We start from the raw sequence: 24,678 nt of genomic DNA, 5'->3' as shown, positions 1-24,678 counted from the left end.
TTCATCACGCGGCGCGCAGTCGTTCTTTGCGGTACGGCACACCGTCGAGCAGTGCCTGGCCCGGCGCCTTGGCCGTGCCGTCACCGTTCACATACATATAGAGTGTCGTCGTCGTCATCCCAAGACGCCGTGCGACATCGGCTGCGATCGCATTGCGATCGGACATGGCGGCCATTGCCATCGCCAGCGTCGCCTTATCCATCTTGCGGGGTCGTCCACCCATCCGCCCCCGGGCACGCGCCGCGGCAAGGCCGGCCTGTGTGCGCTCGGCGATCAACTCACGTTCGAACTCTGCAAAAGCGGCGAAGATGCCGAAAGCGAGCCGACCGTTGGCGGTGGTGGTGTCGATCTGCGCGCCAGCGCCCGTCAGCACCTTCAACCCGATGCCACGTTCGCGTAGCGCCTCTGCGGTGATGACCAGATGCCGGAGGTCGCGGCCGAGCCGATCCAGTTTCCAGAGGACCAGTGTATTACCGGGCTGCAACGCTTTGAGGCAGGCAGTCAGGCCGGGCCGGGCATCGTGGCGACCCGAAGCGAGATCCTCATAAATACGCGACGCATCGACACCGGCGGCGAGCAGCGCATCGCGCTGCGGCGCCAGCGTCTGCGATCCGTCAGCCTTGGACACCCGCACATATCCGATGAGCATCATTACCCCGCCAGAAAAGATATATACCACCCTGCAATGTGCCGGTGGTTTCCGCAACGAGTTTTCCGATCTCTACAGGGCGTCGTCGTGGCAAAAACCGCTACCGCCAGAAAACCGGTCGTTTTTCTTGTTGCCCAGTGACAATCACGATGAGCGCCTGCGCGTCATTGCAATGCGCGGTTGGGGTCTGCTTCGGGAGTGCGTACCCGGACCGGAAGCAGCCCCCAACCGCTTCGGCTTCATCTGCGGGTTGCCCTACTGCCATCCTGCCGTGGCACCGTGGACGAGGCAGACCCTGAACGTGAGTGACAAGTTGTCATATCCTGTCGGCCCTTCAGGCCGGGGACGTTCGGCGTCAGTTTCTCACAAGTGCGGCAAACACTTCACGCATCTGGGTCGAGGGAGAGGGATCGTGCACTTCTTGAAGGATCGAACCGGACCACTGCGAGAGAAGGATGCGCGCCAGTTGGATGCTCGGCATCGCCGGCGTCAGGCCGGTACGCCTCAACAGATGGGAGGTGACGTCGGCGAAGGCGGCCTCGTACGCGACCTTGACCGGTTCGAAGCGCGTGCGGAATGGCGCATTGCGTCGTGCGTGAAGGTGAAGCTCAACCATCAGTACGGAATGACGCGCATCAACGGACAGGGCATCCAGGCTGCGCCCGATCGTATCCAAGATGGATTCTGCGGTTTGATGACGGGTATCCGCCACCAACGTGTCGAGCTTTCGGGCCATGCTCGCCATGTGCTCTTCGACCAGCGTGAAGAGAAGATCGTCCTTGCTGGCGAAATACGAATAGAATGCGCCCTGCGAGAAGCCAGCGCGTTCGCAGATGCCGCGGATCGAGGCGGCTGCGACCCCGCTCGCGACGATCAGCCCGATCGCGGCGTCTAGCAGTCGCGCCCGCGTCTCCATCCGCATCTCGGGACGCTTCCTGCGGCCTGGCATCCCCCGCGTCGTTAGTGTTGCCTCGTATTCCACCAGACCGGAATGCAATCTGTTAGGTCCGAGGGCAACAGCCGCGCCGGCATTGCAACTAATATATCAGGTGATATGTTAAAGGCATTCTCGTCTAGGAAAGCTGCCACGCGTGATACCCAGCCGCCCCATTGCCTATCGCGACGATCTTGAGGTCGAGCAGCCGGACGAGGCTGCGCTGACGCGAGAGATCGTGGCTCAGATGGCGGCGACGCAGGCTGCCCATGCGGAGCGGCATCGCCATGCGCATCGGGATGCACATGCGAAGAGCCATGCAATCCTGAAAGGGCAGATGACGGTTCATCCGGACCTCCCGGCCGAACTGGCCCAAGGCATCTTCGCCCACCCTTGCGAACATGAGATCGTGGCCCGGCTGTCATCGTCACCGGGCGATATTCACAGCGATGCAGTGCCGGCCCCGCGCGGCTTTGCGGTCAAGGTCATCGGCGTTGGGGGCGAGCGCCTGTCACCCACCCTCGGGGGGGCCAATCAGGATTTCCTGATGGTCAATTTTCCAACGCTCGCCTTTGGTACGATCGCCAAATACAAGGTCATGCTGGGTCTGCTTGAAAAGAACGCGGACGCGGCTGAGGCGGCGCAGCGGCTGATCGCCGCTGCCGCGCGTGGCGTGAAGGGCGCTGTGGAGGCGCTAGGCGGCAGCCCTAATGCCACGCTTGACGGACTGGCGCGCGACCATGCGAACATGCTGGGCGAGACATTTTATACGCAGGCGGCAATCCGCTACGGCGATCATGTTGCGAAACTGTCGCTGGCGCCGGTCGGGGGGGTGGCCGAACTGACCGGACGGCAGGTCGAGGCGGGCTTCTCGACCATGCGTGACGCGGTAGTCGACCATTTCCGGCACGCCGGCGCCACCTACGAATTACGCGCGCAGCTATGCGTCGACCCGGATACAATGCCGGTCGAGGACGCGGCGGTCCTGTGGGATCCTGCCCTTTCACCGCATCGCGCGATCGCAACGCTGACGTTCCCTCCCCAGGATGCCTATGCCCCGGCGAGACAGGTGCATGGCGACGACCATCTCGCCTTCAACCCGTGGAACGGGGTCGCGGCGCATCGGCCGCTCGGCGGCATCATGCGAATCCGCAAGGCAGCGTATGAATCGTCCTCCAGCCAGCGGCACAGGCTGAATGCCGTGGCTCGGCGCGAACCACGCTCGCTTGATGAAATTCCGGACTGATCCGAACCAGAAGGAGCCGTTCATGGCCGACAGTAAAGATCCCAGGCTTGATGACGAAACCCGTCTGCAAGAGTTCCGTCGCCTCGCCGCAGAAATCGCCGCCGATGCCCCCACGCTGGCCAGGATCGCGATCGAAGGCTTGATCCGCAACCACAACCCTCTGTTCAAGGGCACCGCCGGGTCGGCGGGCCGGGCCGGCCGGCAATCGGGCAATGTGTCCGAACTGACTGCAATCGCCAAACTCAAGCCTGGCGGCGGCGACCGGCTGCGTCGCATCTTCAACCTGACCGGCGGCAATTTCGACGGCGCCCAGAAAGTTTCGACGCTGCATGACATGCGTTTCGTCCTGTTCGACGACGACACGCGCATCCTGTTCGCTACGGCGTACGACGGTGACTGGGATACCTATATCAACGACTTCGCGACCAAGATCCCTGACCTGATGGATCTCTTGTTCGCCAATGTCGAAGGGTGGCCGGGGATTGCCTCGCCTGACGTGAAGGATTTCATCGCCGATCACCAGATCGACGCGGCCGGTTGGTTCGTCGCCAACCCGCAGGTGACGGTTGTGGACGTGCGGCGGCTGCAGCGGATGGAGACGGCGCTCGATGCCTTCCTCGATACAATGGCCGGCAACACCGCTGTGGACCCCGCGACACGGGACGCGCTGGCCCTGCTGTCCAGGCAGGTGTCGGTGCCGCACGGAGTGGATTACTGATGGGTATCCTCCAGCACCTCAAGGACCGCTTCCGCCCTGACCGCGTGACGCTGCAGCTGGACGACATTCAGGCGTTGATCCTGCGCGCGCGGCCTGAACCGTATGTCGGCATTCACGCAATGCTTCACGTCGACGACGCCGCGGGTGGCCGCGATCTCCTGCGAAGGCTCGCGCCGCATATCCCTGCCGCAGCAGACTGGACCGAAGAGCTGACGGCATGGACCGGCGTGGCGATCAGTCACGCGGGTCTGAAGGCGCTTGGGGTGCCCGAAGGCTCGCTCGCCAGCTTTCCTCTGTCGTTTCGTCAGGGAATGGCGGCGCGCGCCGAGCAGCTGCGTGACGCGGGAGAGAATGCTCCCGAGCAATGGGAGGAGGCGTATCGCGACAATCGCTGCCACATCGCGCTCACCATCTTCGCTTCGGATCAGGCCCGGCTTGACGAAGCCACCGACCGGGCAATGTCCGAATATCATGCATCGAGCGGCGTGACGCTGATCGGAACACATCGTTTCGGAGCCGATGCGGATGCCAAGAACCCGTTCGGCTTTCGTGACTCGGTGTCGCAGCCGACCGTCGCGGGTGCCGGGGTCGATCCACAGCCGGGGCAGGAGCGCGCGATCGCGCCGGGCGAGTTCATCCTGGGCGAGGACAGCGAAACGGGAGCGCCGCTGGAGATACCGCAGCCTGACGCGCTGGGGCGGAACGGTTCCTATGTCGTGCTGCGCAAGTATGACAGTCGACCGGGCGCATTCAACGATTTCGTGCGCGGCCAGGCAAACGATGAGGCGGCGCAGGAGCTGCTGGCCGCCAAGATGTTCGGCCGCTGGCGATCGGGGGCACCGCTGATCCTGTCGCCGACCCGCGACGACGAAGAGCTGGGCGCCGATCCGGCCCGGCGCAACGACTTTGATTTCTCGGGCGACAAGGCGGGAATTGTCTGTCCGCATGGCGCGCACATGCGCCGCCTCAATCCGCGCGGTGAGCGACTGACGATCCTGACCGACGAAAACATCCACCGGATCATCCGCCGCTCTTCCACCTTCGGTCCGAAATGGTCGGCCGACCTGACTGCTGCCGACGATGGCGAGGACGATCGCGGCATCTTCTTCATCTTCATCTCGGCACGTGCGTTCGACACGATCGAGTTTCTGCAGCAGGAATGGATCAATCGCGGTAATTTCATCGACCTGGGGAAGGAGCGTGATCCTGTGGTCGGCCTGCATGAGGAACCCGGACGCTTCACCGTGCCTGCCGAGCCGGTTCGTCGCCGTATAGACGGTGTCACCACGTACAACCGGCTGCGTGGCGGCGAATATATGTTCATGCCTTCGCTCACCGCTTTGCGATGGATCGCGGCAGGATCGTGGAACTGAGATGCCTGACCATGGTCCGGGCCGCTACGTTGAATATCGGCATCCGATCAGGGTCGGTCCGGGAGCGATCGACGATCTCGATCATGTGAACAACGCCATCTATCTCATGTGGATGCAAGAAGCGGTCAACGCCTATTGGCGCAAGACCGCGCCGCCAGAACAGGTAGAGACGCTCGCCTGGATCGCGCACCGTCATGACGTGGTCTATCACAGGCCCGCCGTGCTGCACGATCTGATCGTCGCCGTAGTGCGCGTCATTGGTCATCAAGGATGTCGTGCCCACTTTGAAACTCGCTTCGAGCGAAACGGCGAAGACGTTGCCATAGTTGAGTCTACGCTGGTGTGCATCGATCGCGGGTCCAGGCAACTTGTGCGTATTCGTCCCGATCTTGCTCAGCATTTCTATCTTCGTGACACTGAAGCAACTACGGCTAGTGGAGCCATGCGATGACCAGACAGATCCTCCGCGCCGTTACGATAGCCGCAATGGCGTTTGTCAGTGGATGTACCACGGTGGAGCGCGTGCCGTTCACCGGGGCGCAAAGTGCCGCGGCCGCTATTGCCGGTGCGCCGGAGGTCCGTTTCTGGGCGGATCTGCCGGATGCCGCGCAGCGGATGCGACCCGATGTGCCGGCCGGGCAGCCGGTAACGATGCTGGCTCTTTCGGGTGGTGCTGACGAGGGTGCCTATGGCGCCGGTGTGCTCAACGGCTGGACGCAGAGCGGCACGCGTCCGGAGTTCAGCGTTGTCACCGGGGTCAGCACCGGGGCATTGATCGCTCCCTTTGCCTTTCTGGGCAAGGAAGGCGATGCATCGATCGCCCGGTTTTACACCAGCGTATCCGCAAGGGACATCTTCCATCCCCGCTTCCCACTTGCGATACCGGGATCGACCAGTGTCGCCTCCACCGCACCGCTTGCGAAACTGATCGCACGTGAGGTGACACCGGAACTTGTCGCGCGCATCGCCGAGGAGCAGGCGAAGGGCCGACGCCTGTTTGTCGCTACGGCCAATCTCGACGCGCAACGCAGCGTAATCTGGGACATGGGGGCCATTGCCGCCAGCGCGCTGCCAAACAAGCTGGCGCTGTTCCGCCGGGTATTGCTTGCCTCATCGTCCATCCCGGTCGTGTTCCCGCCGGTGGTGATTGACGCGTCCGCAGGTGGCGCACCCGTGCACGAGCTTCACGCCGACGGCGGGACCACCGCAGGCATTCTCGCGATCCCGCCGCACCTTGCGGTAAGCGATGTACCCATCGACGATGCCGCCCGCATGCATGTCTACCTGCTAATGAACAGCCGGCTCGGTGGCGATTTTCAGATGGTGAAGCCCCGGCTCGTCCCGATCCTGAAACGCGCCTTCGCGCTCAACCAGCAGGCGGCGCTGCTGACGCTGGCGGATACCAGCTACGTCTATGCGCATCGCCATGGCATCGACTGGAACGTGACGTTCATCGGGAACGACGTCGCGCCAAGCGACAAGTTATTCGAGAGGGGGTACATGCGCCGCCTGTATGCTTATGGGGTGGAGCGAGGACGCGCCGGCACGTGGCTGAAAGCACCGCCCACAACGGCCGATCTTCTCATCGCAGATCATCCCGATCATCGCTAGCGGCATCATGGCGGTATGGGTCGTCCGTCTGAAGCAGTGTACGATCGAGATCGCAGGCGTGGAGGTAATCGGCAAATAGGCTCCGCCCCGCGAAGGACGCACTGCTGCTAAAAAGGGCTTACATTCACCGCTGATCACGCTCTCCGCAAGGCTTCCGCGGAAGAAGTGTAAACGCCTTGGTGCCTGATGCTTTACCTACCTTCTTTTCACATGGCTGCTGGAGGTACAATCACGCATGCAGTGCATCCCTCGCCTTCCAGCTATCCGACGGTTCGAGCCACGCGACCTTCCCGTCGCGATGATCCTTCAAACGGATACCTATCCAGCGTTTCTGCGCGAGGACGCCGAAGCGTTCGCCAGTCGCCTCAGGCTAAGCGCATCCTACTGCCTCGTGGCTGAGCGCAACGGTGTGGTCATCGCGTACCTTCTGGCTCATGGTTGGATTCCCCAGTCACCCCCGCCGGTTGGAAGTGTTCTCGCCGATACGGCTGGCGAGGTGCTGTTCGTCCACGACCTCGCAGTCTCGGTCGCCGGCCGGGGCTTGAACATCGGGCGACCCCTTGTCTCGCACGCGTTCGCATCTGCGGGTCGCGACGGACTTCTTCAGGCGGAATTGATTGCCGTAGAGAAGGCTGCTGGGTATTGGCGCGCTCTCGGGTTTGCAGAAGAACCCGTCTCGCCCGATCTCGCCGTCAAGATTGCCACCTATGGTCCCGAGGCGCGCTGGATGACCCGCAGCATCTCAGACTTCTTCCCGAAGCATGACGAAAATCTCGCGAGTTGATCCGGTTCCAGTTGCCCCGCCTTACTCTCGCACTCTCCCGTGGCGCCTTCGGAGGTACCCGAGTGTTCCGCTGGTTGAGGCGCCCGATATCGACCCGCACGCGCGCCGCGTGACATTGCGGTCCTGTGATCACGGGCACTCCCTTCCTGATAGTGGTCGCGGACCGACCAATGCACCTACTTCCGCCGTGCGCCGTGTGGCGAGGTCCTCAGCAGTGACAAGTCGAGTCCGGCCACAGATGCATGGATCGCGACCTGCGCCTCATTCGCTTGCGCCAGCGGATAGTCGCTCTGTAGCCGCGCGCTCCAATAGAGCGTTGCCCCGCGCAGCTCCATCTGCCCGGTACTCTCGCAGGCACGCCGGATCGCCATCATCTCGGCATGCGCCGTGGCGTCCAGCAGCTCGTGCGTCTGGTTGCGCTCGGCCGCGATCACCTTGCCGTCGAGCACGATCACGCATCCGAGCGGCGATGTCGACGGATCGGAGCCTTTCGACGTCGCGACCTCGATCGCTCTTCGCATCCACTGCTCATCGGCGCCAGCGCACATTACGTTTTCTCCTTGTCGACGCGAGCAACGCTTAAGACGAACACTTGGCAGCCAACGTGACTGAACCTGATGCTCATTCCTCGTTTAGTGTCCCGTTAACCTAAGGCATTCTACCTTGTTAGCGCGGCGAGAAAGGGCGCAACAGATGTTCGACGCCTTCTTCTGTCTGACCCATCAGCATAACAAGTGGCTGGTCGCGCTCGCGGCCCTGGTCTGCATCGCGGCGACCGGCAGCGTCGTGTTCCTTCTGCGCCATCTTGGCGCCGCGCCGGCGCGCGAGCGGTCCCGCTGGCTGCTCGGCGCGGCCTTCGCGTCGGGGACGGGTATCTGGGCGACCCACTTCATCGCGATGCTCGGCTACGATCCCGGCATCGTGGTCGGCTACCTGCCGGGACGTACCCTGGCGTCGCTGGCCATCGCCATCGTCATGACCTGGGCCGGGCTGCGGACGTGCGTCCTCAGGCACGACCGCATCGGCTATGTCGCCGGTGCGGCGATGGTCGGCACGGGCATCTCGGCCATGCACTATCTGGGCATGAGCGCCGTCCTGTTTCCGGGCACCTTCCGCGTCTCGTCCGTCCTGGTCGTCGCCTCGGTCTTCCTCGCGGTGCTGCCGGTCGCCCCGGCGCTGTACCTCGCCATCGCTCGCCGCGGCGCCGCCACGGGAACTGCCGCTGCCGCCTTGTTGACGCTAGCGATCCTGCTGCTGCATTTCACCGGCATGGCCGCGATCAGCGCCGTGATCTCCGGGTCTGCGGCCGGCACGGGCGGGATCGTGCTGGCGCCCGACCTCATGGCGCCGCTCATCGCTGTTGCAGCGCTGGCGGTCCTGGTCGTGACGGTCGGCGCCGCCAAGGCGCGCGCCGTGCTCGCCTTGCGGGCGCGCGGGACAACGGATGCGGGTTGGGCGGCGCTGGTCCGCTCCAGCCTCGTTGCCGAGTTCGACCTCGACGGCACCGTCCGCTGGGCGAACGAACGCTTCCTCGATACGCTGGGCTACCGGCTGGACGAAATTGCAGGGCTCCCCGACCGCTCGCACGAAACAAGTGGCACCGCATCGAGATCGAGCGATCCGGCGTTCTGGGCAAAACTCGCTGCCGGCGAGCACCAGACGGGTGAGTACCGGCGCATCGCGAAGGACGGGCGTGTGGTCTGGCTGCAATCGACCTACACCCCGGTGCTCGATGAGAAGGGGCGGCCGATCCGGGTTCTGGAGGTCGCGACCGACGTGACCGTGAGCAAGCTGGCGGCTGCCGATTCCGCGGCGAGGCTCGCGGCGCTCGATCGCAGCCAGGCGGTGATCGAGTTCGCGACCGACGGCATCATCCTCGACGCCAACGACGTCTTTCTTCGCCTGACGGGCTATACGCGCGACGAGGTGGTCGGGCGGCACCACCGGATGTTCTGCGACCCCGCTTACGCCGGCACAGCCGACTATGCCGCCTTCTGGGCGAAGCTCGGCCGCGGCGAGTTCGATGCCGGGACCTACCGCCGCGTCGGCAAGGATGCCCGCGAGCTGTGGCTCCGCGCCACCTACAATCCGGTGCTCGACCCGGATGGTTGCCCGGTGCGGATCGTAAAGTTCGCGTCCGACGTGACGGAGAGCCGACAGCGCAATGCCGAGTTCGAAGCGCTCACGCTGGCGATGCGGCGCTCGGCCCTGACGATCGAGCTTGCCCCTGAAGGCATCATCCTCGCGACCAGTAACGGCTATCTCAAGGCACTGGGCTATGCACCGGAGGATGTCGCGGGCGAGCACCACAGGATTTTGTGTCCTCCCGAACTCGCCTCGAGTGACGTCTATGCGGCAGCCTGGGAGACGCTTGGCCGCGGCGAGCATATGACGGGCATCTTCAAGCGGCGCGACCGTGAGGGCCGCGACCTGTGGTTCCAAGCAACCTACAACCCGGTTCTCGATCCGGACGGACGGGTCGTGAAGATCGTCGGCTTCGCCACCGACGTGACGGACGCGAAGCTGCGCAGCGCCGAGTTTGAGGCGCGCTCAAAGGCGATGGACCGCAGCCAGGCGGTCGTCGAGCTTGGGCTCGACGGGACGATCCTGGAGGCCAACCAGAACTTCCTCAACGCGCTGGGCTATAGCCGGGCCGAGGTCATAGGCCGTCACCATCGCCTCCTGTGCGACCCTGACTATGCGCGCTCGCCCGACTATGCCGCGTTCTGGCGCAAGCTGGCCGGCGGTGCCTTCGACGCAGGTCTATACCGCCGGATCAGCAAGGACGGCCGCGACGTGTGGCTGCAGGCGACCTACAATCCCATTCTCGATCCGGACGGACGGCCGCTGAAGATCGTCAAGTTCGCGACCAACATTACCGAGGCGCGTGAGCGCGATGCGGAGTTCAGCGGCCGCGATGCGGCCGTCGATCGCAGCCAGGCCGTGATCGAGTTCGATCTGAACGGGCTGATCCTGTCCGCCAACCGGAACGCGCAGATCATGCTGGGTTATGGCAGCGAGGCGCTCGTGGGCCAGCACCACCGCATGTTGTGCGACGCTGCCGAAGCGCGCTCGACCGATTACACGAGGCTTTGGGAGCGGCTGTCGCGGGGTGAGTTTGATGCGGGACGGTATCGCCGGATCGGGCATGACGGCCGCGAGATCTGGATCCAGGCCTCCTACAACCCGATCCTCGATGCCGATGGACGGCCGAGAAAGGTTGTTAAGATCGCCGCCGACATCACGCGCCAGGTGCTGCTGGAGCGGGAAGCCGAGCACCGCCTTGCCGAAAGCGAGGCGCTGCAGCGATCGCTCGACCTGCGCCGACAGGCATTGCAGGACACGGTGGCCGAGCTGGACACGATCGTGACCGCGATCGGCGGCATCGCTGCACAAACCAACCTGCTCGCGCTCAACGCAACGATCGAGGCGGCGCGGGCGGGCGAGGCAGGCCGGGGGTTCACGGTGGTCGCGTCGGAGGTCAAGAAGCTGGCCAACGACACGCGCGCGGCGACCGAGCGTGCGACGGCCATGATCGGCGCGCGGCGCGCCAGCAACGACGGCTAGTAAGAGGATGGCGAGCAGGACGAGATGATGATGCCAGATGATAGCAGGCGCGCCCATGAGGCGATCCGCGCCGCTGCCTACGCGCTTCGCGACTGCGTCAAGGCTGGACCTCCGCTTACCGACCTCGGCCGGCTACGCATGAACCTGGCCAATGCGGTACGGGAGTATCTGCCTACACAGCAGGGCTGGAACAAGGAGGCCCGAGGCTATTTCGCCGATCGGATGCCGACTTACGAGCGGATCATGGAAGAGGATCGCGAGCTTCGACTGCGCTACTCCGACCACATACGGCGTTGGAGCAGCAACGCGATCGCTTCGGACGTCCCGACCTATGCTGCGGACGTCGCAGCGCTGGTCGACCGCCTCGACCGGTACCTGCGCTCGCTCGAGCACGAGCTATACAAGCCGATGTTCGAGGCGTGATTGGTGGTCAGTTGCCCCGGTAGGTGGAGTAGCCGTAGGGGCTGACCACGACGGGGACATGGTAGTGCGCGGCAGGGTCGATGACGCGGAACACGAGATCGATCTCGGGGAAGAATGGCGCCGCTTTCGCGTCCGGGTAGCCCGACATGTCGAACTGCAGCTTGTAGATGCCCGGCGCGAACCGCGACGGCTACCTACCCGAGGCCGATCTCTCGGTCGAGATCGGGCAAACCTGTAGTCCTGCATGACGATCTGGCATCTTGCATCACCGCGAGCAGCTATCGAAACCGGGCTCGATCACCTATCGTTCCTCAAGGCAGGGTTGTTGGTCCTGCGAAACCGATGGTGGGGGTGCCGTTGCGACCTGTGTCAGCTGCGATCTGTGTTCCGGTCCGCAACGAGGAGACTGCGTTACCGAAGTTGCTGGAGGCGATCGGGCGACTGGACTTGGGCGACGTCGAGGCTGCCGTGTTCTTCCTCCTCGATAATTGCTCGGATGCGAGCGAGCAGGTGATACGCGAGCATGCTGGTCGCATGGCCCTTCCGTTCACGGTGGCTCAGGGAGACCCGTCCCCTGATGCCAATGCCGGTCGTGCACGCCGGGCCGCCATCGCCCTCGGCCTGCATCATGCGACGAGCACGCCCCACGGTATTCTCCTGACGACCGACGCCGACAGCCAGCCCCGTGCCGATTGGGTCAGGGCGGCACTGCAGGGCCTGGCCTCGGCCGACCTTGTCGCCGGGCGAATCGTCCGGATCGCAGCGGAGCGGGATCCGGTGCAGGGGAGGGTCGAGCGCTACCTCGATCGGCTTCACGCCTACCGACGATCGGTCGACCCCGTTCCGTGGGACAGTCCGACCGGCTCCCACTGCTCGGGAGGCGCCAACATGGCCTTCCGACCCGGAGCCTATCAGGCGCTGGGCGGCTTCCAGCCGGCGCCATGCGGCGAGGACGCCGCCCTGCTCGACGATGCCGGGCGCGCCGGGTTTCGCGTGCGCCGCGATCCCGGCATGGTGGTTGCGACCTCCTCACGGCGGCTCGGCCGGGCGCCGGGCGGCATGGCCGCTGCGCTCAGTGCCATCGACCATCATGGGGCACCCTCAATGCCGCATCCGCGAGGGGCGGCATGGCAATACCGACAGCAGGCGGAGGCGCGCCGCATCTGGGCCGGGCTCCCCGATTCCTTTGTCGCAGCTCGCTTCGGCGACCGTATCGGATTGACCGGTGACCATGTGATCGGCGTCGCGCGCGACTGCCCCAACGCAGAGGCGTTCGCCATGCGTGTCGTGCCGGCACTGCCCGATATACCCGACGTCACCCTCGCCGAGGCCGAGCATGCCCTGGCAACGCTCGAGCACCAGCTTTGCGAGCAGGCGGTATGACGACGGCCGGAGCTCTGCGCCATGCGATCGTCGCGGCGGGGTGGGCGACCGACCCCGCCGGCGATCCGACGACGCCCAAGGCATATCTGGACCTGCTCCGCCCTCTTTACGCTGCGGGACGCCGGGATCTCCCCATCGGGCGCCTGCTGGAGGGGCATGTCGATGCGGTGCAGATCGTGTTTCGATACGGCACGTCGTCCCAGGTCGCTGCGTTGCGGGCGCGGATCGCTGCGGGAGCGATGCTGGGTGTGTGGAATGCGGGCCTGCCGGGTGAGCCGCTGGTGCTTACCGGCGGACGGCTGACCGGCGGCAAGGGCTATGCATCGGGGGCGGGGATACTGACTCACGCGCTGGTGACCGCGGATAGCGATCGCGGGCCGCAGCTGCTCCTGCTCGACCTTGAGGCCGATCCGCCTGCCATCGATCGGGAGTGGTGGCAGACGATCGGCATGCAGCGGTCGGAGACACATCTGGTACGCTGGTCCCGCGCCGCGATCGGTGAAGATGACCCGATCGGCGAGCCCGGCAGCTACGCGCGGGAGCCGTTCTTCAGCGGAGGCGCGCTGCGCTTCGCCGCGGTTCATGCCGGCGGTATCGCGGGTCTGCTGGACGCGGTGCGTGACCACCTGACCACCCACGAGCGCGCTTCCGATCCGTTCCAGGCATCACGGCTCGCCGACCTGTTCCTGCTTGCCCAGGGTGCAGCGGCGAGCATCCGCGACACGGCGGGCGCCTGGTTCAGCGGGACGGATGCGGAACGCCTCGCCCGGGTGTCCGCTGCGCGGCTATCGATCGCCGGTTTTGCCGAGCGCGCCCTGACGATCGCGCAGGAGGCGGTCGGGCTGCAGGGGTTGTTCCTGTCGCATCCGCTGGCGGCAAAGATCGCCGATCTCATGGTGTACCTGCGCCAGCCGGCGCCTGACGCGCATCGCCTTCGCGTCGGCCAGGCTGTCGCCGAGCACATCCTCGACCCCATCCTGTGAGGATCGCGCTGCGAAACGTGCGTGTCGCGCTGGTGATCGCCCCGCACCCGGATGACGAGGTCATCGGCGCGGCAGGCCTCATTGCGCGGCTTCGCCGCCATGGAGCTCGGGTCCGGGTTGCGGTCGTGACCGATGGTGCCGCATCTCACCGGGGCAGCCGAAAATGGCCGAGGACGCGACTGGTCGCGGCTCGCCAGCGTGAGAGCCTTCATGCGCTACGTCGTCTCGGCATCGTTGCTGGCGACGTCTCGTTCCTCAATTTGCCCGATGGCCAGTTGCCCTCGATCCCGGGGCGCTGTTATCGCGCGCTGCGCCGCCAGGTCGCACGATGCCGGGATCTCGATCTCATCGTCGGACCGGCCTGCAATGACGACCATCCCGATCACCGCGCCGTAGCCGCGGCCGTCGCCCGGTGTCCGGGTGGCGACGGTCGGCTGACCTACCGCGTGTGGCCGCCTCGCCCGGACCGGTCCGGACCGGCATGGCGCATCGCTGTGCCTGGAGGAGTTCCGGTTAAGCGGTCGCTGATCCGCGTCTACCGGACGCAGCTCGGCGCCGTTTCCGATGATCCAGCAGGCTTCACGATCGCGAGACACGAGCTTGCGGCCTTTGCTCGTCCGGTCGAGCGCTACCGGCCGGGTTCGAGGTGACGAACCCGATCGATCTTGCGGGGTTCGCCGCCAAGTTCGCCGGCGACGACGATCCCTGGCGCACCTTCACCGCCCGTGACGAGGCGGTGAAGCGTACCGCGATCCTGCACGCAATAGGTGACCGACCGGTCGGACGGGTGCTGGAGCTGGCCAGCGGCAACGGCTCCAACAGTGTCGGGATCGCGAGGAAGGCGTTGCGCCTCGATGCGACCGAGGGCACGAGGGAAGGGGTCGACCTGACGGCACGCGCCGTCGCTGCCTGGCCTCGTGCGTGCGCATCGCTGCTCGTGCTCCCCGGTCGACCGCCACGTCCCGTCTATGACGTGATCGTGATTGCCGAGATCCTGTATTACCTCTCAGCGCGAGACATGGCCCGGGTTGCGCGTGAGATGGCCGCCCGCCTGACGCCAGGCGGCACCATCGTGCTCGCGCACCACAGGATCGACTTCTACGACTTCGCCCAGCACGCGGCAGGGATCCACGCCCGGTTCCTCGCAGAGACCGGGCGTTGTTGGACGGTTCGCACCGCGCGCCGCACCGGCCGCTGGGTCGTTACCGCGGCCCGCGCCGATGGTATGACCCGATCCCGTTGAACGCGAGCGAGGCAGCACGTCCCACGTCCGTGCGATATGAGGCTTGCCGTTAAGTGGAGCGGCAGGACGTCCACGTGCCGCTCCCGCCAGGGTCGTCAGGCCGCCGCGTCGAGATCGACCTTCATCTCCCGAGCCCAGAACCTGAGGTCACGACAGGTCGTGACGAACGCCTTGACGTCCTTGCTCTTGCTTAGGGCTACGAAGCCATCGTCAAGCTCCGGCACCCGGGCAGCGTCGAGCAACGTGGCGGCTGCAGCGGTGTAGCCGATGAACTTGCAGTGGCCGAACGCGTCCGCCACGAAGTCCTTGGAGGCCGCATCCTTGGCGAGCATCGCAGCCCCCTCCTCGGACGGGAGCACCGCGACGGCATCGAACAGGACCGAAGGTCCGCCGTCGATCTTCTGCTTGGCCGCGACCTTGGTGCCGTCGTCGAGCGTGACCCCGCCGATCTTCGGCGCGACCACCTCCCAGACCGCGCCTTCGGCTTCCAGCGCCTTGGTCAGCGCATTGAACAGCTCGGCGCTCGACCCATCGGTCAGCAGCAGGCCCATCTTTCGCCCGGCGAAATTCGCCGGGCCGTTGGCGACGATCGAGAGCGCCGACGATGTCGGCAGGTCTAGCGTCGGCTTGGCCGCCTTGGCGGCGTCCGGTAGGTCGAGGCCGAGCCCGTCCGCGACGGTAGCGGCGAGGTCCTCGTCGATGTTGCGCAGGTGGCTGACCGCCCGGGCCCGGATGTCGACACGCTCTACCTTCGACAGCTCGAACACCAGCGCGTCGCCGATGTGCTTCTGCTCGATCGGCTGCTGGCTGAGATAGAACTGCCGTGCCTGGCTGTAATGATCGGCAAAGGTTTCGGACCGAATCCGCTGCTTGGTCCCCTGAACCTCGGCGGGGAAGCTGGTGAAGCCGATCTCCGGGTTCTCGCGCGGACCGCCTTCCGCGCCCCAGCTGTTCGGCTCATAGTTCACGCGCCCCTTCGGATTGCGCATCGCCATGTGGCCGTCCTGCTGGAAGTTCATCACCGGACAGCGCGGGGCATTGATCGGCAGGTGGGTGAAGTTCGGGCTGCCGAGCCGCTTCAGCTGGGTATCGAGATAGGAGAAGTTGCGGCCGTGCAGCAGCGGGTCGTCACTGAAGTCGATGCCCGGCACGATGTTCTGCGTGCAGTAGGCGACCTGCTCGGTTTCGGCGAAGAAGTTGTCGACGTTGCGATTGAGCGTGAGCGTACCGACGATGCGGACCGGCACGTCCTCCTCGGGGATGAGCTTGGTCGAGTCGAGATGGTCGAAGGGAAGCTTGTCGGCGGTTTCCTGATCGAACAGCTGGACGCCGAGATCCCATTGCGGGAAGTCACCGCTCTCGATCGCCTCCCAGAGATCGCGGCGATGATAGTCGGGATCGGCGCCGCTGATCTTGACCGCCTCGTTCCACAGCACCGACTGGAGCCCCTGGCGCGGCTTCCAGTGGAACTTGACGAAGGTCGACCTGCCTTCCGCGTTCACCAGGCGGAAGCTGTGGACGCCGAAGCCTTCCATCGTGCGGAAGGAGCGGGGGATCGTGCGATCGGACATGATCCACATGATCATGTGCCAGGCTTCCGGGGTGAGGCTGGCGAAATCCCAGAAATTGTCGTGTGCGGTTTGCGCCTGGGGGAACGCCCGGTCGGGCTCCTGCTTGGCCGCATGGACCAGATCGGGGAACTTGATGGCATCCTGGATGAAGAACACCGGGATGTTGTTGCCGACGATGTCCCAGTTGCCCTGCTTCGTGTACATCTTGACGGCGAAGCCGCGCACGTCGCGCGCCAGATCGCGCGAGCCCTTGTTGCCCGCTACCGTTGAGAAGCGGACGAACACCTCCGTCTGCTGCCCGACCGTGCTCAGCACGTCGGCGCGGGTGTAGTCGGCCAGACTGTCGGTCAGTTCGAACACGCCGTGCGCGCCATAGCCGCGTGCGTGGACGACGCGCTCCGGGATGCGCTCGTGATCGAAATGGAAGATCTTTTCGCGGAGGATGAAGTCTTCGAGCAGCGTGGGGCCCCGCAGACCCGCCTTGAGACTGTTCTGGGCATCCGCGATCGGGATGCCCTGCTGCGTGGTCATGGTAAGTGCCGCGTCCGAGGTCGTCTGGCGGGTTTCGCCGCCATGGCCCTGCTGCTCGGCATAGTTCGTCGGCTGGTCGGCACCCGCCGGCAGCGGCGGTGCCTTCCTGGCCGTCTCGCCCTTGAGTTTCACCGCGTCGCTTTTGATGCTCTTGCGTGCCATGGACGTAATCCTCCGATCACGCCCTTAATGCCACCAGCGCCACGGCGGTGCGAGGCATAAATCTTTGTAGCGACTGGGAACCGACCCGGAGGAGCGAAAATCAAGTTCTGTCAGTCGAGCATGGTTGCCGGTTCGGACGACAGGCGCGGGCTCGGCAACGTAAGTGCTCATGGCTGCGCAGAACCCGACTGCGGCTTCCTTGGTCCTGGATCACAGCCAGGGAAAGCCGATATGAACCGGTTGAGGATGTCGTAATGCCTTGCCGTTAGCCGAGCATGATGTACTCCCAGGTCGTACAGGTTTTCGACTGCGTCCGGCACGACCACGATCCGTAGTTGGTGCTGCTCGCGGGCCTGGTTTGCCTCTGCGGTATCTATGCGTCCTTTGCCCTGGCCGACCATGCCGTACGCTCAGGGCGGAAGACGCGCAGCCTGTGAGAACCTGTCACCATCGTGTCGGCCGGCTGCACGGCCTGGGCGACCCACTTCATTATCTTGCTGGCTTTCAAGCCGGGCATGCCGTCTGCGTTCAACCCGCTGGCCGTACGGCCGTTTTACGGCCGCTCGTTGATGTAAACGAATCAAATGGACAGGGACCCATGCCGCGGCTCAAGGCGTTGAGCGTCATAGACATGGCCCTGACGACAGGGACATCCACTCAGATGAGGAAACGACATGCGCGCACTATGCTGGCACGGTAAAGGCGATGTCCGCGTCGACACCGTTGCGGATCCCGAGATCAAGCACCCGCGCGATGCGATCATCAAAGTAACCGCCTGCGCGATCTGCGGGTCGGACCTTCACCTGCTGGATGGCTACCAGCCCACCATGGAGGCCGGCGACATCCTCGGCCACGAGAACATGGGCGAGGTCGTGGCGCTCGGGTCCGAGGTCACCAACCTCAAGATCGGGGACCGGGTGGTGGTGCCGTTCACGATCAGCTGCGGCGATTGCTGGTTCTGCAAAAAGGGTCTGTTTGCGGCCTGTGATCAAACCAATCCGAACGCCGAGATGGCCGCCAAGGCGATGGGCCATTCGCCCGCCGGGCTGTTCGGCTTCAGCCACATGCTGGGCGGCTACTGCGGGGGCCAGGCGGAGTATCTTCGCGTGCCGATGGCGGATGTCGGTCCGATCAAGATTCCCGACAACGTTACCGATGAGCAGGCCCTCTTCCTATCGGATATCTTCCCGACCGGCTACATGGCCGCCGAGAATGCGCAAATCGAGCATGGCGACACCGTCGCGATCTGGGGCTGCGGTCCGGTCGGCCAGTTCGCCATCCGCTCCGCGCTGATGATGGGCGCCGGCCGCGTGATCGCGATCGACGAGGTGCCCGAGCGACTCGCCATGGCGGAGGCCGGTGGCGCTGAGACGATTAACTTCGCCGAAACCGATGTCTATGACGAGCTGCAGGCGCGAACCAAGGGCCGGGGCCCCGACAGCTGCATCGATGCTGTCGGCTGCGAGGCGGCCGCGCACGGGGCGGCGGACGCGGTCATGGACAAGGTGAAGGCAAGCATGATGCTCGCCACTGATCGCGTCCACGTCCTGCGGCAGGCGATCATGAGCTGCCGCAAGGGCGGCACGGTGTCCGTGCCCGGCGTCTACGTCGGGATGGGTGACAAGCTTCCGATCGGTGCAGCGATGAACAAGGGGCTGACGATCAAGCTTGGGCAGACCCACGTGCAACGTTACACCAAGCCGCTACTGGATAAGATCGTCGCGGGCGAGATCGATCCCAGCTTTGTGATTACGCATCCGGCCAGTCTTGAGGACGCGCCCGAGATGTACGCCAAGTTCCGTGACAAGCAGGAAGGTGTAATCAAGGTTGTCATGCGGCCGCACGGCTGATTAGCGGAACAACCGGGAACAGGACGCTTATCGACGCCGATCGCCACCGCCGCTGTGCATTATGTTCAGCGGCGGTGTCGATCAGCTTGCGCCAAGTATGTCGGCAGATCTAGGTGTCAGTCAGGCTGCGACGGATGTTTCTTGCGGAGAGGCAACGAGCCATAGCCGCAGCGCTTCTTCCTCCATCGGACGGGCAAAATAGTAACCCTGCGCCTCCTCACATTCCAACTCGGCCAGGATCGCCGCGGCTGCGGCGGTCTCGACGCCCTCGGCAACGACCCGGTAGCCGAGATCGTGCGACAACGTGATCATCGACTGGACAAGCGCCCGTCCACGCTCGTCATCGGCCAGATCGCGAACGAACGATCGATCGGGCCGGTGCCCACCATTGCGGTCGCACCGATCGGACATACCGCGACGTTGCTGACCGTGGTGTCCATGGCGGCGCTCGGGGTCGATATCCGCACCGTCGCCAACGCTGGCGGACGGGTCACGCTGGCGGTGGTGATGTCGCTCTTCTGCTTGGGCGGAATCAGCCTGATGCTGATTTGCATGTTGAAGCTGTCGTGAGGGGCGGCGCGAAGGGCCTGAAGCTTGGCTTTTGGCGTTTGCCCGCTTACACCTCACCCGATCAACACCTACTCTCTCGAAGGTGGTGGTAGGACGCGCTTGAGGCACTTGCACGCTGCCAAGGTCCGTCTGCGAAAAGGGGATGCCGGCGTATTTCGGCAATTGGTACCGCTCCGTCACCTGTGTTTCGTGGCGGGGCGGTATCCGAACTCATCGGCTGTGTAACAACATGCAACCGATCAGCCCGCCGCATCGCTGGTCGGATCCTCGCGTCCGGCATGCGCTCGACCGAAGCACCAGATCGCCCCGTATCCGATCATCAGCCCGACCAGGACCAGCAGCGGGGTAGAGGCTTCAGCGATCGAGGCACCCATCTGGTTGAAGCGGATGAACAGGTGCATGGCGGCCGTAGCCGGTGAGAACCAGGCGATCGTCGCCAACCAGCCCGGCATCTGGTCGAGCGGCCATGCAAACCCGGCCAGGAAGACGAGCGGCACCGAGGTCGGCATCAGGAGCTTCAACGCGTCGTCGCCGCTGCGGAACAGGCTTCCCGCGACCAGTCCGAGAGCCGCTACCGTGGCCGCGAACACAGGAAGGGCGAGCAGCAGGCCGGGCACATTGCCGGTGCGTGGCACGTCCTGCACCCAGAACGCGAACCCGAACACGAACAGGCCGGCAAAGATGCCGATCAGTGTCATCGCTATCCAGGTGCCGAGGGCAGTTGCCCGGTCGCGCTGCCAATCACCACGCCGACGTCGTTCAGCGATCAGCCGCGCCGACGCGAAGAGCAACGTTTGCTGAAGTATGATGTTGGCGATCGCCGGGAACACGTAGTCGCGATAACCACCGGTGGTGTTGAACAGCGGCTGCATAACGATTGTCGCGCCGGACCGACTGCGACGAGCGGTGAGGGCCCCAGTCACTTCAACCGCCTGCTCTCTCACGACATCGCTTAGCGCGCGGGCGATCCCTTCAGCACGCACGAAGTACGTCCCGTTGAGGATCAAGGCCGCCCCCGCCCCGGGCCGCCCCTTCAGTGCCGCTCCGCCGAGACCTTTCGACAGGTAGAGAATGCCGTCGGCACGCCGTTGGCGCACTTCTTCACGCGCCGCCATGATGTCGGGCACCAGCGCGACGATCCGAACGGTGGGCGTCTCCCCCAGATGCCGGATCACGGCCCGGGAGAGCGGTGTTCGGTCGCGGTCGACAACGACCATCGGCAGGGCCAGCGCCTGCTGCTGCGAATAGGGTGCAGGGTAGTAGAAGGCGTAGAACAGCACGGAAATGATCGCCAGCGACACGAGCTCGCGCGCTTGCAGAACCTCGAACCACGTGGCTTCGAAGGCGTGGAGCAGACGGGTCATCATGGACGCCGCTCACGGCTCATCAGGAACAGGGCGAGCAGACCGGGGCCGAGCGGATAAACCAACAGCCAACCCGCCTCTACGACCGCGGGGCGGAGTGCCGCTCCCATCGCCTCGTCCATCTGCAGGCGCAGATAGTGGGTGAGCGGCAGAACCGCATTCCAGGCCTGCGCGACCCAGGGCGCGCCATTGATCGGAAGCGATGCGCCCGAATAGGCCAGTGCCGATCCGGCGATGATGACCGCACCCGAAAGCGCCGTGGCTGTCTCCCGTGTGACGGCCAACAGACACAGGCCGATCGCAACCGTCGCCACGAACAGCAGGAACAGACCTAAGAGGACCACCCACAAGCTACCCTCGAGCCGATACCCGCGTGCGAGAGTCAGCCAGAGGAACCAGGCAGTTCCCCACAAGGTGCCTACGGCGACGTGCGGGATCATTCGGCCGGTAATCCACATAGCCGGCGCGGCCGTCCTGCCTGCGAAGGTCTCGAACGACTTGTTCTCCAGCAAGAGGCCAGCCGAACCGATCACGGTGACGGCGATTAGCAGGTGAAGCACGCCGGGGCCGAGCAGCAGTCCCAGATACCATTCCAGACTGAGCGTCGGGTTGCCGAGCAGGCGCACGTGGATACCGGGCGCCAGACGCGGTATCCGGTCAAGCCCGGCAAGATGCGTCGCGCTTGTGGCATTCGTGCCGAGCGCCGCGGCCGTCGCCAGCTCCAGGTCGGTCGAGGCAAGCGAGCCCGCAGCAAGGAACTGTGTCTGATAGAGGATTTCGATCGGCTGGTGTTCTGTGCCAGCTGTGCCGATGCCCGATGGAATCACCAGGACCGCTTGCGCCTGTTCGCGGCGAATCGCCGAAAGCGCGACGCCGATCTGTGGCGTTACCCCGGCCAGCTTGAGCCTTGGGGAGGCTTCGATCGTGCGCACGATCGCGCGTGCGAGTGTGCCACCATCGCGATCGACGACGACGACCTTGAGGCTATGAAGCGAACCTGGAAAGATCATCGCTGCCATCGACGCGAGCAGAACCGCCGGCAGCAGCGTGAGCAGCGCCAGATCGAGACGGGAGCGCGCCAGTCGGCCGATCTCGACGCGCAAGCCGGCGGACAGGCTCATTGCGGCCAGTCGAACAGGACGCTCATCCCCGGCCGTAAGGCTGGCACCGGCTGCACGGGTTCGAGCCTCACCTCAAACGCGCGCACGTCGTAGCCGCGCGACTGGCGATCGGCCCTGAACGTCGCGAACTCTCCTTGCGGGGCGATGTGCTGAACACGGAAGGCAACCGAGCGATCGAGCGCGGGAACGCGGCCCGTCAACCGCCGTCCGACTGCCATGCCGTTGTACTGGCTTTCCGGGAGGTTGATCGTGACATACGGGTGATCGACATCGATGACCTGAAAGGCTGGCAGTACCGGACTGACCAGCTCGCCCGGCTCGACAAGACGGCGCGCGACCTCGCCAGCGATCGGCGAGACGAGCCGGGTTTCTTGCCCGAGTGCGTCGGCCGTTGCCGCGCCAGCAGCGGCGATGCGGACCTGCGCGGCCGCGACTTCCCGGGTCGCCGGACGAACACCGGCCGCGGCCTTCAGATATTGTGCTTTCGCCGCCTCGGCCGTTTTCGCGCTGCTTTGACGCGCGGCATGCGCCTCATCGCGCCGCTGCGCGGCGATGACGCCCTCGGCGTAGAGATGGTCCGCGCGCATGCTGGTCTTGGCGGCGAGATCGGCTGCTGCCTGGGCTGCCTGCCACGTTGCCTTGAGGGAGGTCAGATCCTCGGGTCGCACGCCTTCATCGGCAAGCGTCTGCGCCGCCCGCGCGCTGTCCAGCGCCGCCTCCGCCTGCTGTTGTCCATTCGCGATTTCAGGGCTGGACAGCGTTGCGAGCACCGCGCCGGCGCGGACCCGGTCGCCTTCGCGGACGCGAACCGTTTCCAGCCGTGCGAGCGCCTTGGTCGCAACATTGACCGAAGCCGCATCGACCTCGCCCTGAAGTGGCGGGGCCGCGGGTTGCGCCGCGAGCCATAAGCCGACCGCCAGAAGCACGGAGACGAGCGCCAGGCCCATGTACAGAAGGATGCGCTTACGCCGGCGCGAATGTTCCGGTTGCACAGCCGGCTCGCTCATCGGGATTGCTCCGGCATGACGTGGATATCAGCTTGCCTCAGATAGTCGGAGAAGCGGTCGAGCTCGCCTGCCGAGGCAAGCAGACCGGCGAGCGCGAGATCATATTCATACGCGGCTGCGATCCGCTGGGTGCGGGCGGTCGAAAGCGCTGCCTCTGCACCGAGTACCACCGTCATGGTGGCTTCACCTTCCGCGAACGCTACCCGCTGCACCCGCAGGTTCTCGCTAGCCGCTGCTATCGAGCTGTCGAGCAGCAGGAACGAGCGTCGTGCGCTTTCCGCCAGGTCCCAGGCGCGACGCGTGACGTTCGTTGCCGTCTTGCGCGCCTCCCGGGCGGCATCTGTCGCTGCCGCCTGATTGGCACGTGCCGCCGCCAGCGTGTGTCCACGATCGACGTTGGACAGCAGCGTGATGCGTGCTCCAATCCCGACCACCCAATCGGGTTCAGTGGGCAGCGCGTCGCTGCGGTTGAGGTTGTACTCTCCGAAGGCGAAGACCTGCGGCCTGTATCGCGCCCGCGCGAGGTCGACACCCGATGCGGCCACTTCGCCGGCCGCATCGGCCTCGCGCGACGAGGGAAGGCGATCTTGATGGCCGAGAAAGGCCGAGACAGGCGCCAGCGGTTGGGAGCGCACGAACAGAGGGGTGGTGGGCTGCACCGCGTTGACATCGAGTGTGTCAGCCAGTTCCTCGCGTGCGGTCTGATGTGCCAACACCGCGCGGTCGAGCGCGCGCTCCGCCGTGTCTCGCGCAACCTGGGCTTCGAGCGTCCGCGCATGCGCGATCACACCCTCGGCCTCGAACTTGCGCGCGTCGCTATAAAGGCTTGCAAGCGCATCACGGGACTGGCGCGCTGACGCTTCCAGCGCACGCGCCGCCAATTGGCCGAAATACACCCGGATGAGGTTGATGTGCGCTGCATCACGGATCTGATCCGACCTCGCTTCGGCGAGCGACACGCCTGCCGACGCGGCTCGCTGCACCGCCGGGATCGCCCCTCCCGTGTAGATCGGCAGAACCGCCTGCACGGTCGGGCGTACGACCGTGTCCCGGTAGCGATAGGAGAGACTGTCGGGGATGGCCGAGAACAGTTGCGGCAAGGCTCGCGACAACCTGCCGGTGATCGCCGCGGCGATGTCCTGAAAGCCAGGCGGCAGCGTCGAGGGGAAGTCGGCAAGGTATTGTTGCGTGTCACCGAGCGCGTCCTGTTTCGGGCCGGTGAGGTCGAGCGACAGGGTTTTCTGATATTCAAGGAGCTGTGCCGACGCGGTAACGATCGGGCGATGCAAGGCCCGAACGGCCGCCTCCGTCTCGCGCGCTGCCCGCGTTGCATGATTGGCACCGCTCAGAGCCGACGATCGGCCATCGAACCGCGCGGAAGCGGCAGGGAAATCGAGCGGCACAGCTTGCTCGCCGCCTGGCTCCTGCCCGAAAGCCGGGCCACAAGGCGTGAGAACCCAGATGGCTGAGATAGCCATCGACAATTTCCGGGGTAATTGGCGACGATCAGCCATCCACGTCGACATCGGACGTCGCTGACAACTTTCGATGCGATCGTTGGCCTGCTAGAGGCTGACTGTCAGGATCG

At 65.0% G+C, this 24,678-nt stretch carries 22 protein-coding genes and 2 pseudogenes; 14 read left to right on the top strand and 10 right to left on the bottom strand.

Features of this window, described 5'->3' with window-relative positions:
• Positions 1 to 4 precede the first annotated feature (4 nt).
• Positions 5 to 649, bottom strand: coding sequence for a recombinase family protein (locus tag AC1GI4_RS19250; RefSeq protein WP_479630655.1), 645 nt, complete (start codon positions 647 to 649; stop codon positions 5 to 7).
• A gap of 355 nt (positions 650 to 1,004) precedes the next feature.
• A complete protein-coding gene (locus AC1GI4_RS19245) occupies positions 1,005 to 1,571 on the bottom strand; it encodes a TetR/AcrR family transcriptional regulator (protein WP_479630637.1) in 567 nt (188 codons plus the stop codon).
• Positions 1,572 to 1,740: 169 nt separating this feature from the next.
• Between AC1GI4_RS19245 and AC1GI4_RS19240 the strand changes: the two genes are divergently transcribed.
• The 6 genes from AC1GI4_RS19240 to AC1GI4_RS19215 all read left to right on the top strand — a co-directional run bounded on the left by AC1GI4_RS19240 (position 1,741) and on the right by AC1GI4_RS19215 (position 7,315).
• On the top strand, positions 1,741 to 2,829 hold the full coding sequence (locus AC1GI4_RS19240; RefSeq protein WP_479630636.1) for a catalase family protein: 1,089 nt from the start codon (positions 1,741 to 1,743) through the stop codon (positions 2,827 to 2,829).
• Positions 2,830 to 2,851: 22 nt separating this feature from the next.
• Positions 2,852 to 3,547, top strand: coding sequence for a hypothetical protein (locus tag AC1GI4_RS19235; protein ID WP_066693438.1), 696 nt, complete (start codon positions 2,852 to 2,854; stop codon positions 3,545 to 3,547).
• Positions 3,547 to 4,920, top strand: a complete 1,374-nt coding sequence (locus tag AC1GI4_RS19230; protein WP_066693436.1) for a Dyp-type peroxidase — start codon at positions 3,547 to 3,549, stop codon at positions 4,918 to 4,920. The genes AC1GI4_RS19235 and AC1GI4_RS19230 overlap by 1 nt, the downstream gene beginning before the upstream one ends.
• A gap of 1 nt (position 4,921) precedes the next feature.
• Positions 4,922 to 5,371: an acyl-CoA thioesterase gene (locus AC1GI4_RS19225; RefSeq protein ID WP_069319930.1), complete on the top strand. Its 450-nt coding sequence runs from the start codon at positions 4,922 to 4,924 to the stop codon at positions 5,369 to 5,371.
• Positions 5,368 to 6,531 carry a patatin-like phospholipase family protein gene (locus AC1GI4_RS19220; protein ID WP_479630635.1) on the top strand — a complete coding sequence of 388 codons (1,164 nt, stop codon included), beginning with the start codon at positions 5,368 to 5,370 and terminating at the stop codon, positions 6,529 to 6,531. The genes AC1GI4_RS19225 and AC1GI4_RS19220 overlap by 4 nt, the downstream gene beginning before the upstream one ends.
• 298 nt (positions 6,532 to 6,829) lie before the next feature.
• On the top strand, positions 6,830 to 7,315 hold the full coding sequence (locus AC1GI4_RS19215; protein WP_479630634.1) for a GNAT family N-acetyltransferase: 486 nt from the start codon (positions 6,830 to 6,832) through the stop codon (positions 7,313 to 7,315).
• Positions 7,316 to 7,623: 308 nt separating this feature from the next.
• Here AC1GI4_RS19215 and AC1GI4_RS19210 read toward each other — a convergent pair.
• Positions 7,624 to 7,863, bottom strand: a pseudogene (locus tag AC1GI4_RS19210) (deaminase); the annotation flags it as partial.
• Between the two features lie 145 nt (positions 7,864 to 8,008).
• Here AC1GI4_RS19210 and AC1GI4_RS19205 point away from each other — a divergent pair.
• Positions 8,009 to 10,882 carry a PAS domain S-box protein gene (locus AC1GI4_RS19205; RefSeq protein WP_479630633.1) on the top strand — a complete coding sequence of 958 codons (2,874 nt, stop codon included), beginning with the start codon at positions 8,009 to 8,011 and terminating at the stop codon, positions 10,880 to 10,882.
• A 24-nt stretch (positions 10,883 to 10,906) separates the two neighbouring features.
• Positions 10,907 to 11,305, top strand: coding sequence for a hypothetical protein (locus AC1GI4_RS19200; protein ID WP_479630632.1), 399 nt, complete (start codon positions 10,907 to 10,909; stop codon positions 11,303 to 11,305).
• A 7-nt stretch (positions 11,306 to 11,312) separates the two neighbouring features.
• Here the strand turns inward: AC1GI4_RS19200 and AC1GI4_RS19195 are convergent.
• A pseudogene (locus AC1GI4_RS19195) lies at positions 11,313 to 11,477 on the bottom strand (hydroxyisourate hydrolase); the annotation flags it as partial.
• Between the two features lie 248 nt (positions 11,478 to 11,725).
• Here AC1GI4_RS19195 and AC1GI4_RS19190 point away from each other — a divergent pair.
• From AC1GI4_RS19190 to AC1GI4_RS19175, 4 genes are read left to right on the top strand one after another with little or no spacing between them, the layout of a single operon-like run.
• Positions 11,726 to 12,688, top strand: a complete 963-nt coding sequence (locus tag AC1GI4_RS19190; protein ID WP_479630631.1) for a glycosyltransferase family 2 protein — start codon at positions 11,726 to 11,728, stop codon at positions 12,686 to 12,688.
• Positions 12,685 to 13,671 carry an acyl-CoA dehydrogenase gene (locus tag AC1GI4_RS19185; protein ID WP_458597110.1) on the top strand — a complete coding sequence of 329 codons (987 nt, stop codon included), beginning with the start codon at positions 12,685 to 12,687 and terminating at the stop codon, positions 13,669 to 13,671. The genes AC1GI4_RS19190 and AC1GI4_RS19185 overlap by 4 nt, the downstream gene beginning before the upstream one ends.
• Positions 13,668 to 14,321, top strand: a complete 654-nt coding sequence (locus AC1GI4_RS19180; protein ID WP_479630630.1) for a PIG-L deacetylase family protein — start codon at positions 13,668 to 13,670, stop codon at positions 14,319 to 14,321. The genes AC1GI4_RS19185 and AC1GI4_RS19180 overlap by 4 nt, the downstream gene beginning before the upstream one ends.
• On the top strand, positions 14,318 to 14,914 hold the full coding sequence (locus tag AC1GI4_RS19175; protein WP_479630629.1) for a class I SAM-dependent methyltransferase: 597 nt from the start codon (positions 14,318 to 14,320) through the stop codon (positions 14,912 to 14,914). The genes AC1GI4_RS19180 and AC1GI4_RS19175 overlap by 4 nt, the downstream gene beginning before the upstream one ends.
• 95 nt (positions 14,915 to 15,009) lie before the next feature.
• Here the strand turns inward: AC1GI4_RS19175 and AC1GI4_RS19170 are convergent, their stop codons facing one another.
• A complete protein-coding gene (locus AC1GI4_RS19170; protein WP_479630628.1) occupies positions 15,010 to 17,178 on the bottom strand; it encodes a catalase in 2,169 nt (722 codons plus the stop codon).
• Positions 17,179 to 17,852: 674 nt separating this feature from the next.
• Between AC1GI4_RS19170 and AC1GI4_RS19165 the strand changes: the two genes are divergently transcribed.
• The gene (locus AC1GI4_RS19165; protein WP_147036811.1) at positions 17,853 to 19,028 is read left to right on the top strand and encodes a zinc-dependent alcohol dehydrogenase; all 1,176 of its coding nucleotides are present in this window, start codon (positions 17,853 to 17,855) and stop codon (positions 19,026 to 19,028) included.
• A 120-nt stretch (positions 19,029 to 19,148) separates the two neighbouring features.
• Here AC1GI4_RS19165 and AC1GI4_RS19160 read toward each other — a convergent pair whose 3' ends face one another.
• Entirely contained in the window at positions 19,149 to 19,439 is a 291-nt protein-coding gene (locus AC1GI4_RS19160; protein WP_479630627.1) for an EAL domain-containing protein, read from the bottom strand.
• On the opposite strand from AC1GI4_RS19160, the gene AC1GI4_RS19155 reads away from it, so the two are divergent.
• Positions 19,323 to 19,598 carry a hypothetical protein gene (locus AC1GI4_RS19155; RefSeq protein WP_277286506.1) on the top strand — a complete coding sequence of 92 codons (276 nt, stop codon included), beginning with the start codon at positions 19,323 to 19,325 and terminating at the stop codon, positions 19,596 to 19,598. The two genes, AC1GI4_RS19160 and AC1GI4_RS19155, sit on opposite strands and share 117 nt — an antisense overlap.
• A 239-nt stretch (positions 19,599 to 19,837) precedes the next feature.
• Here the strand turns inward: AC1GI4_RS19155 and AC1GI4_RS19150 are convergent, their stop codons facing one another.
• From AC1GI4_RS19150 to AC1GI4_RS19135, 4 genes are read right to left on the bottom strand one after another with little or no spacing between them, the layout of a single operon-like run.
• Complete coding sequence (locus tag AC1GI4_RS19150; protein WP_479630626.1) at positions 19,838 to 20,962, bottom strand: ABC transporter permease; 1,125 nt, start codon at positions 20,960 to 20,962, stop codon at positions 19,838 to 19,840.
• Positions 20,962 to 22,083, bottom strand: coding sequence for an ABC transporter permease (locus AC1GI4_RS19145; RefSeq protein ID WP_479630625.1), 1,122 nt, complete (start codon positions 22,081 to 22,083; stop codon positions 20,962 to 20,964). Before AC1GI4_RS19145 ends, AC1GI4_RS19150 begins: the two co-directional genes overlap by 1 nt.
• Complete coding sequence (locus AC1GI4_RS19140) at positions 22,080 to 23,090, bottom strand: HlyD family secretion protein (RefSeq protein ID WP_479630624.1); 1,011 nt, start codon at positions 23,088 to 23,090, stop codon at positions 22,080 to 22,082. Before AC1GI4_RS19140 ends, AC1GI4_RS19145 begins: the two co-directional genes overlap by 4 nt.
• Positions 23,087 to 24,604, bottom strand: a complete 1,518-nt coding sequence (locus tag AC1GI4_RS19135) for a TolC family protein (protein ID WP_479630623.1) — start codon at positions 24,602 to 24,604, stop codon at positions 23,087 to 23,089. Before AC1GI4_RS19135 ends, AC1GI4_RS19140 begins: the two co-directional genes overlap by 4 nt.
• Between the last annotated feature and the right edge of the window lie 74 nt (positions 24,605 to 24,678).

This window comes from Sphingomonas sp. 77B (genome assembly GCF_056497825.1).
Note: the sequence above shows the minus strand (reverse complement) of the source record. Positions and strands in the feature narration are given on the sequence as shown.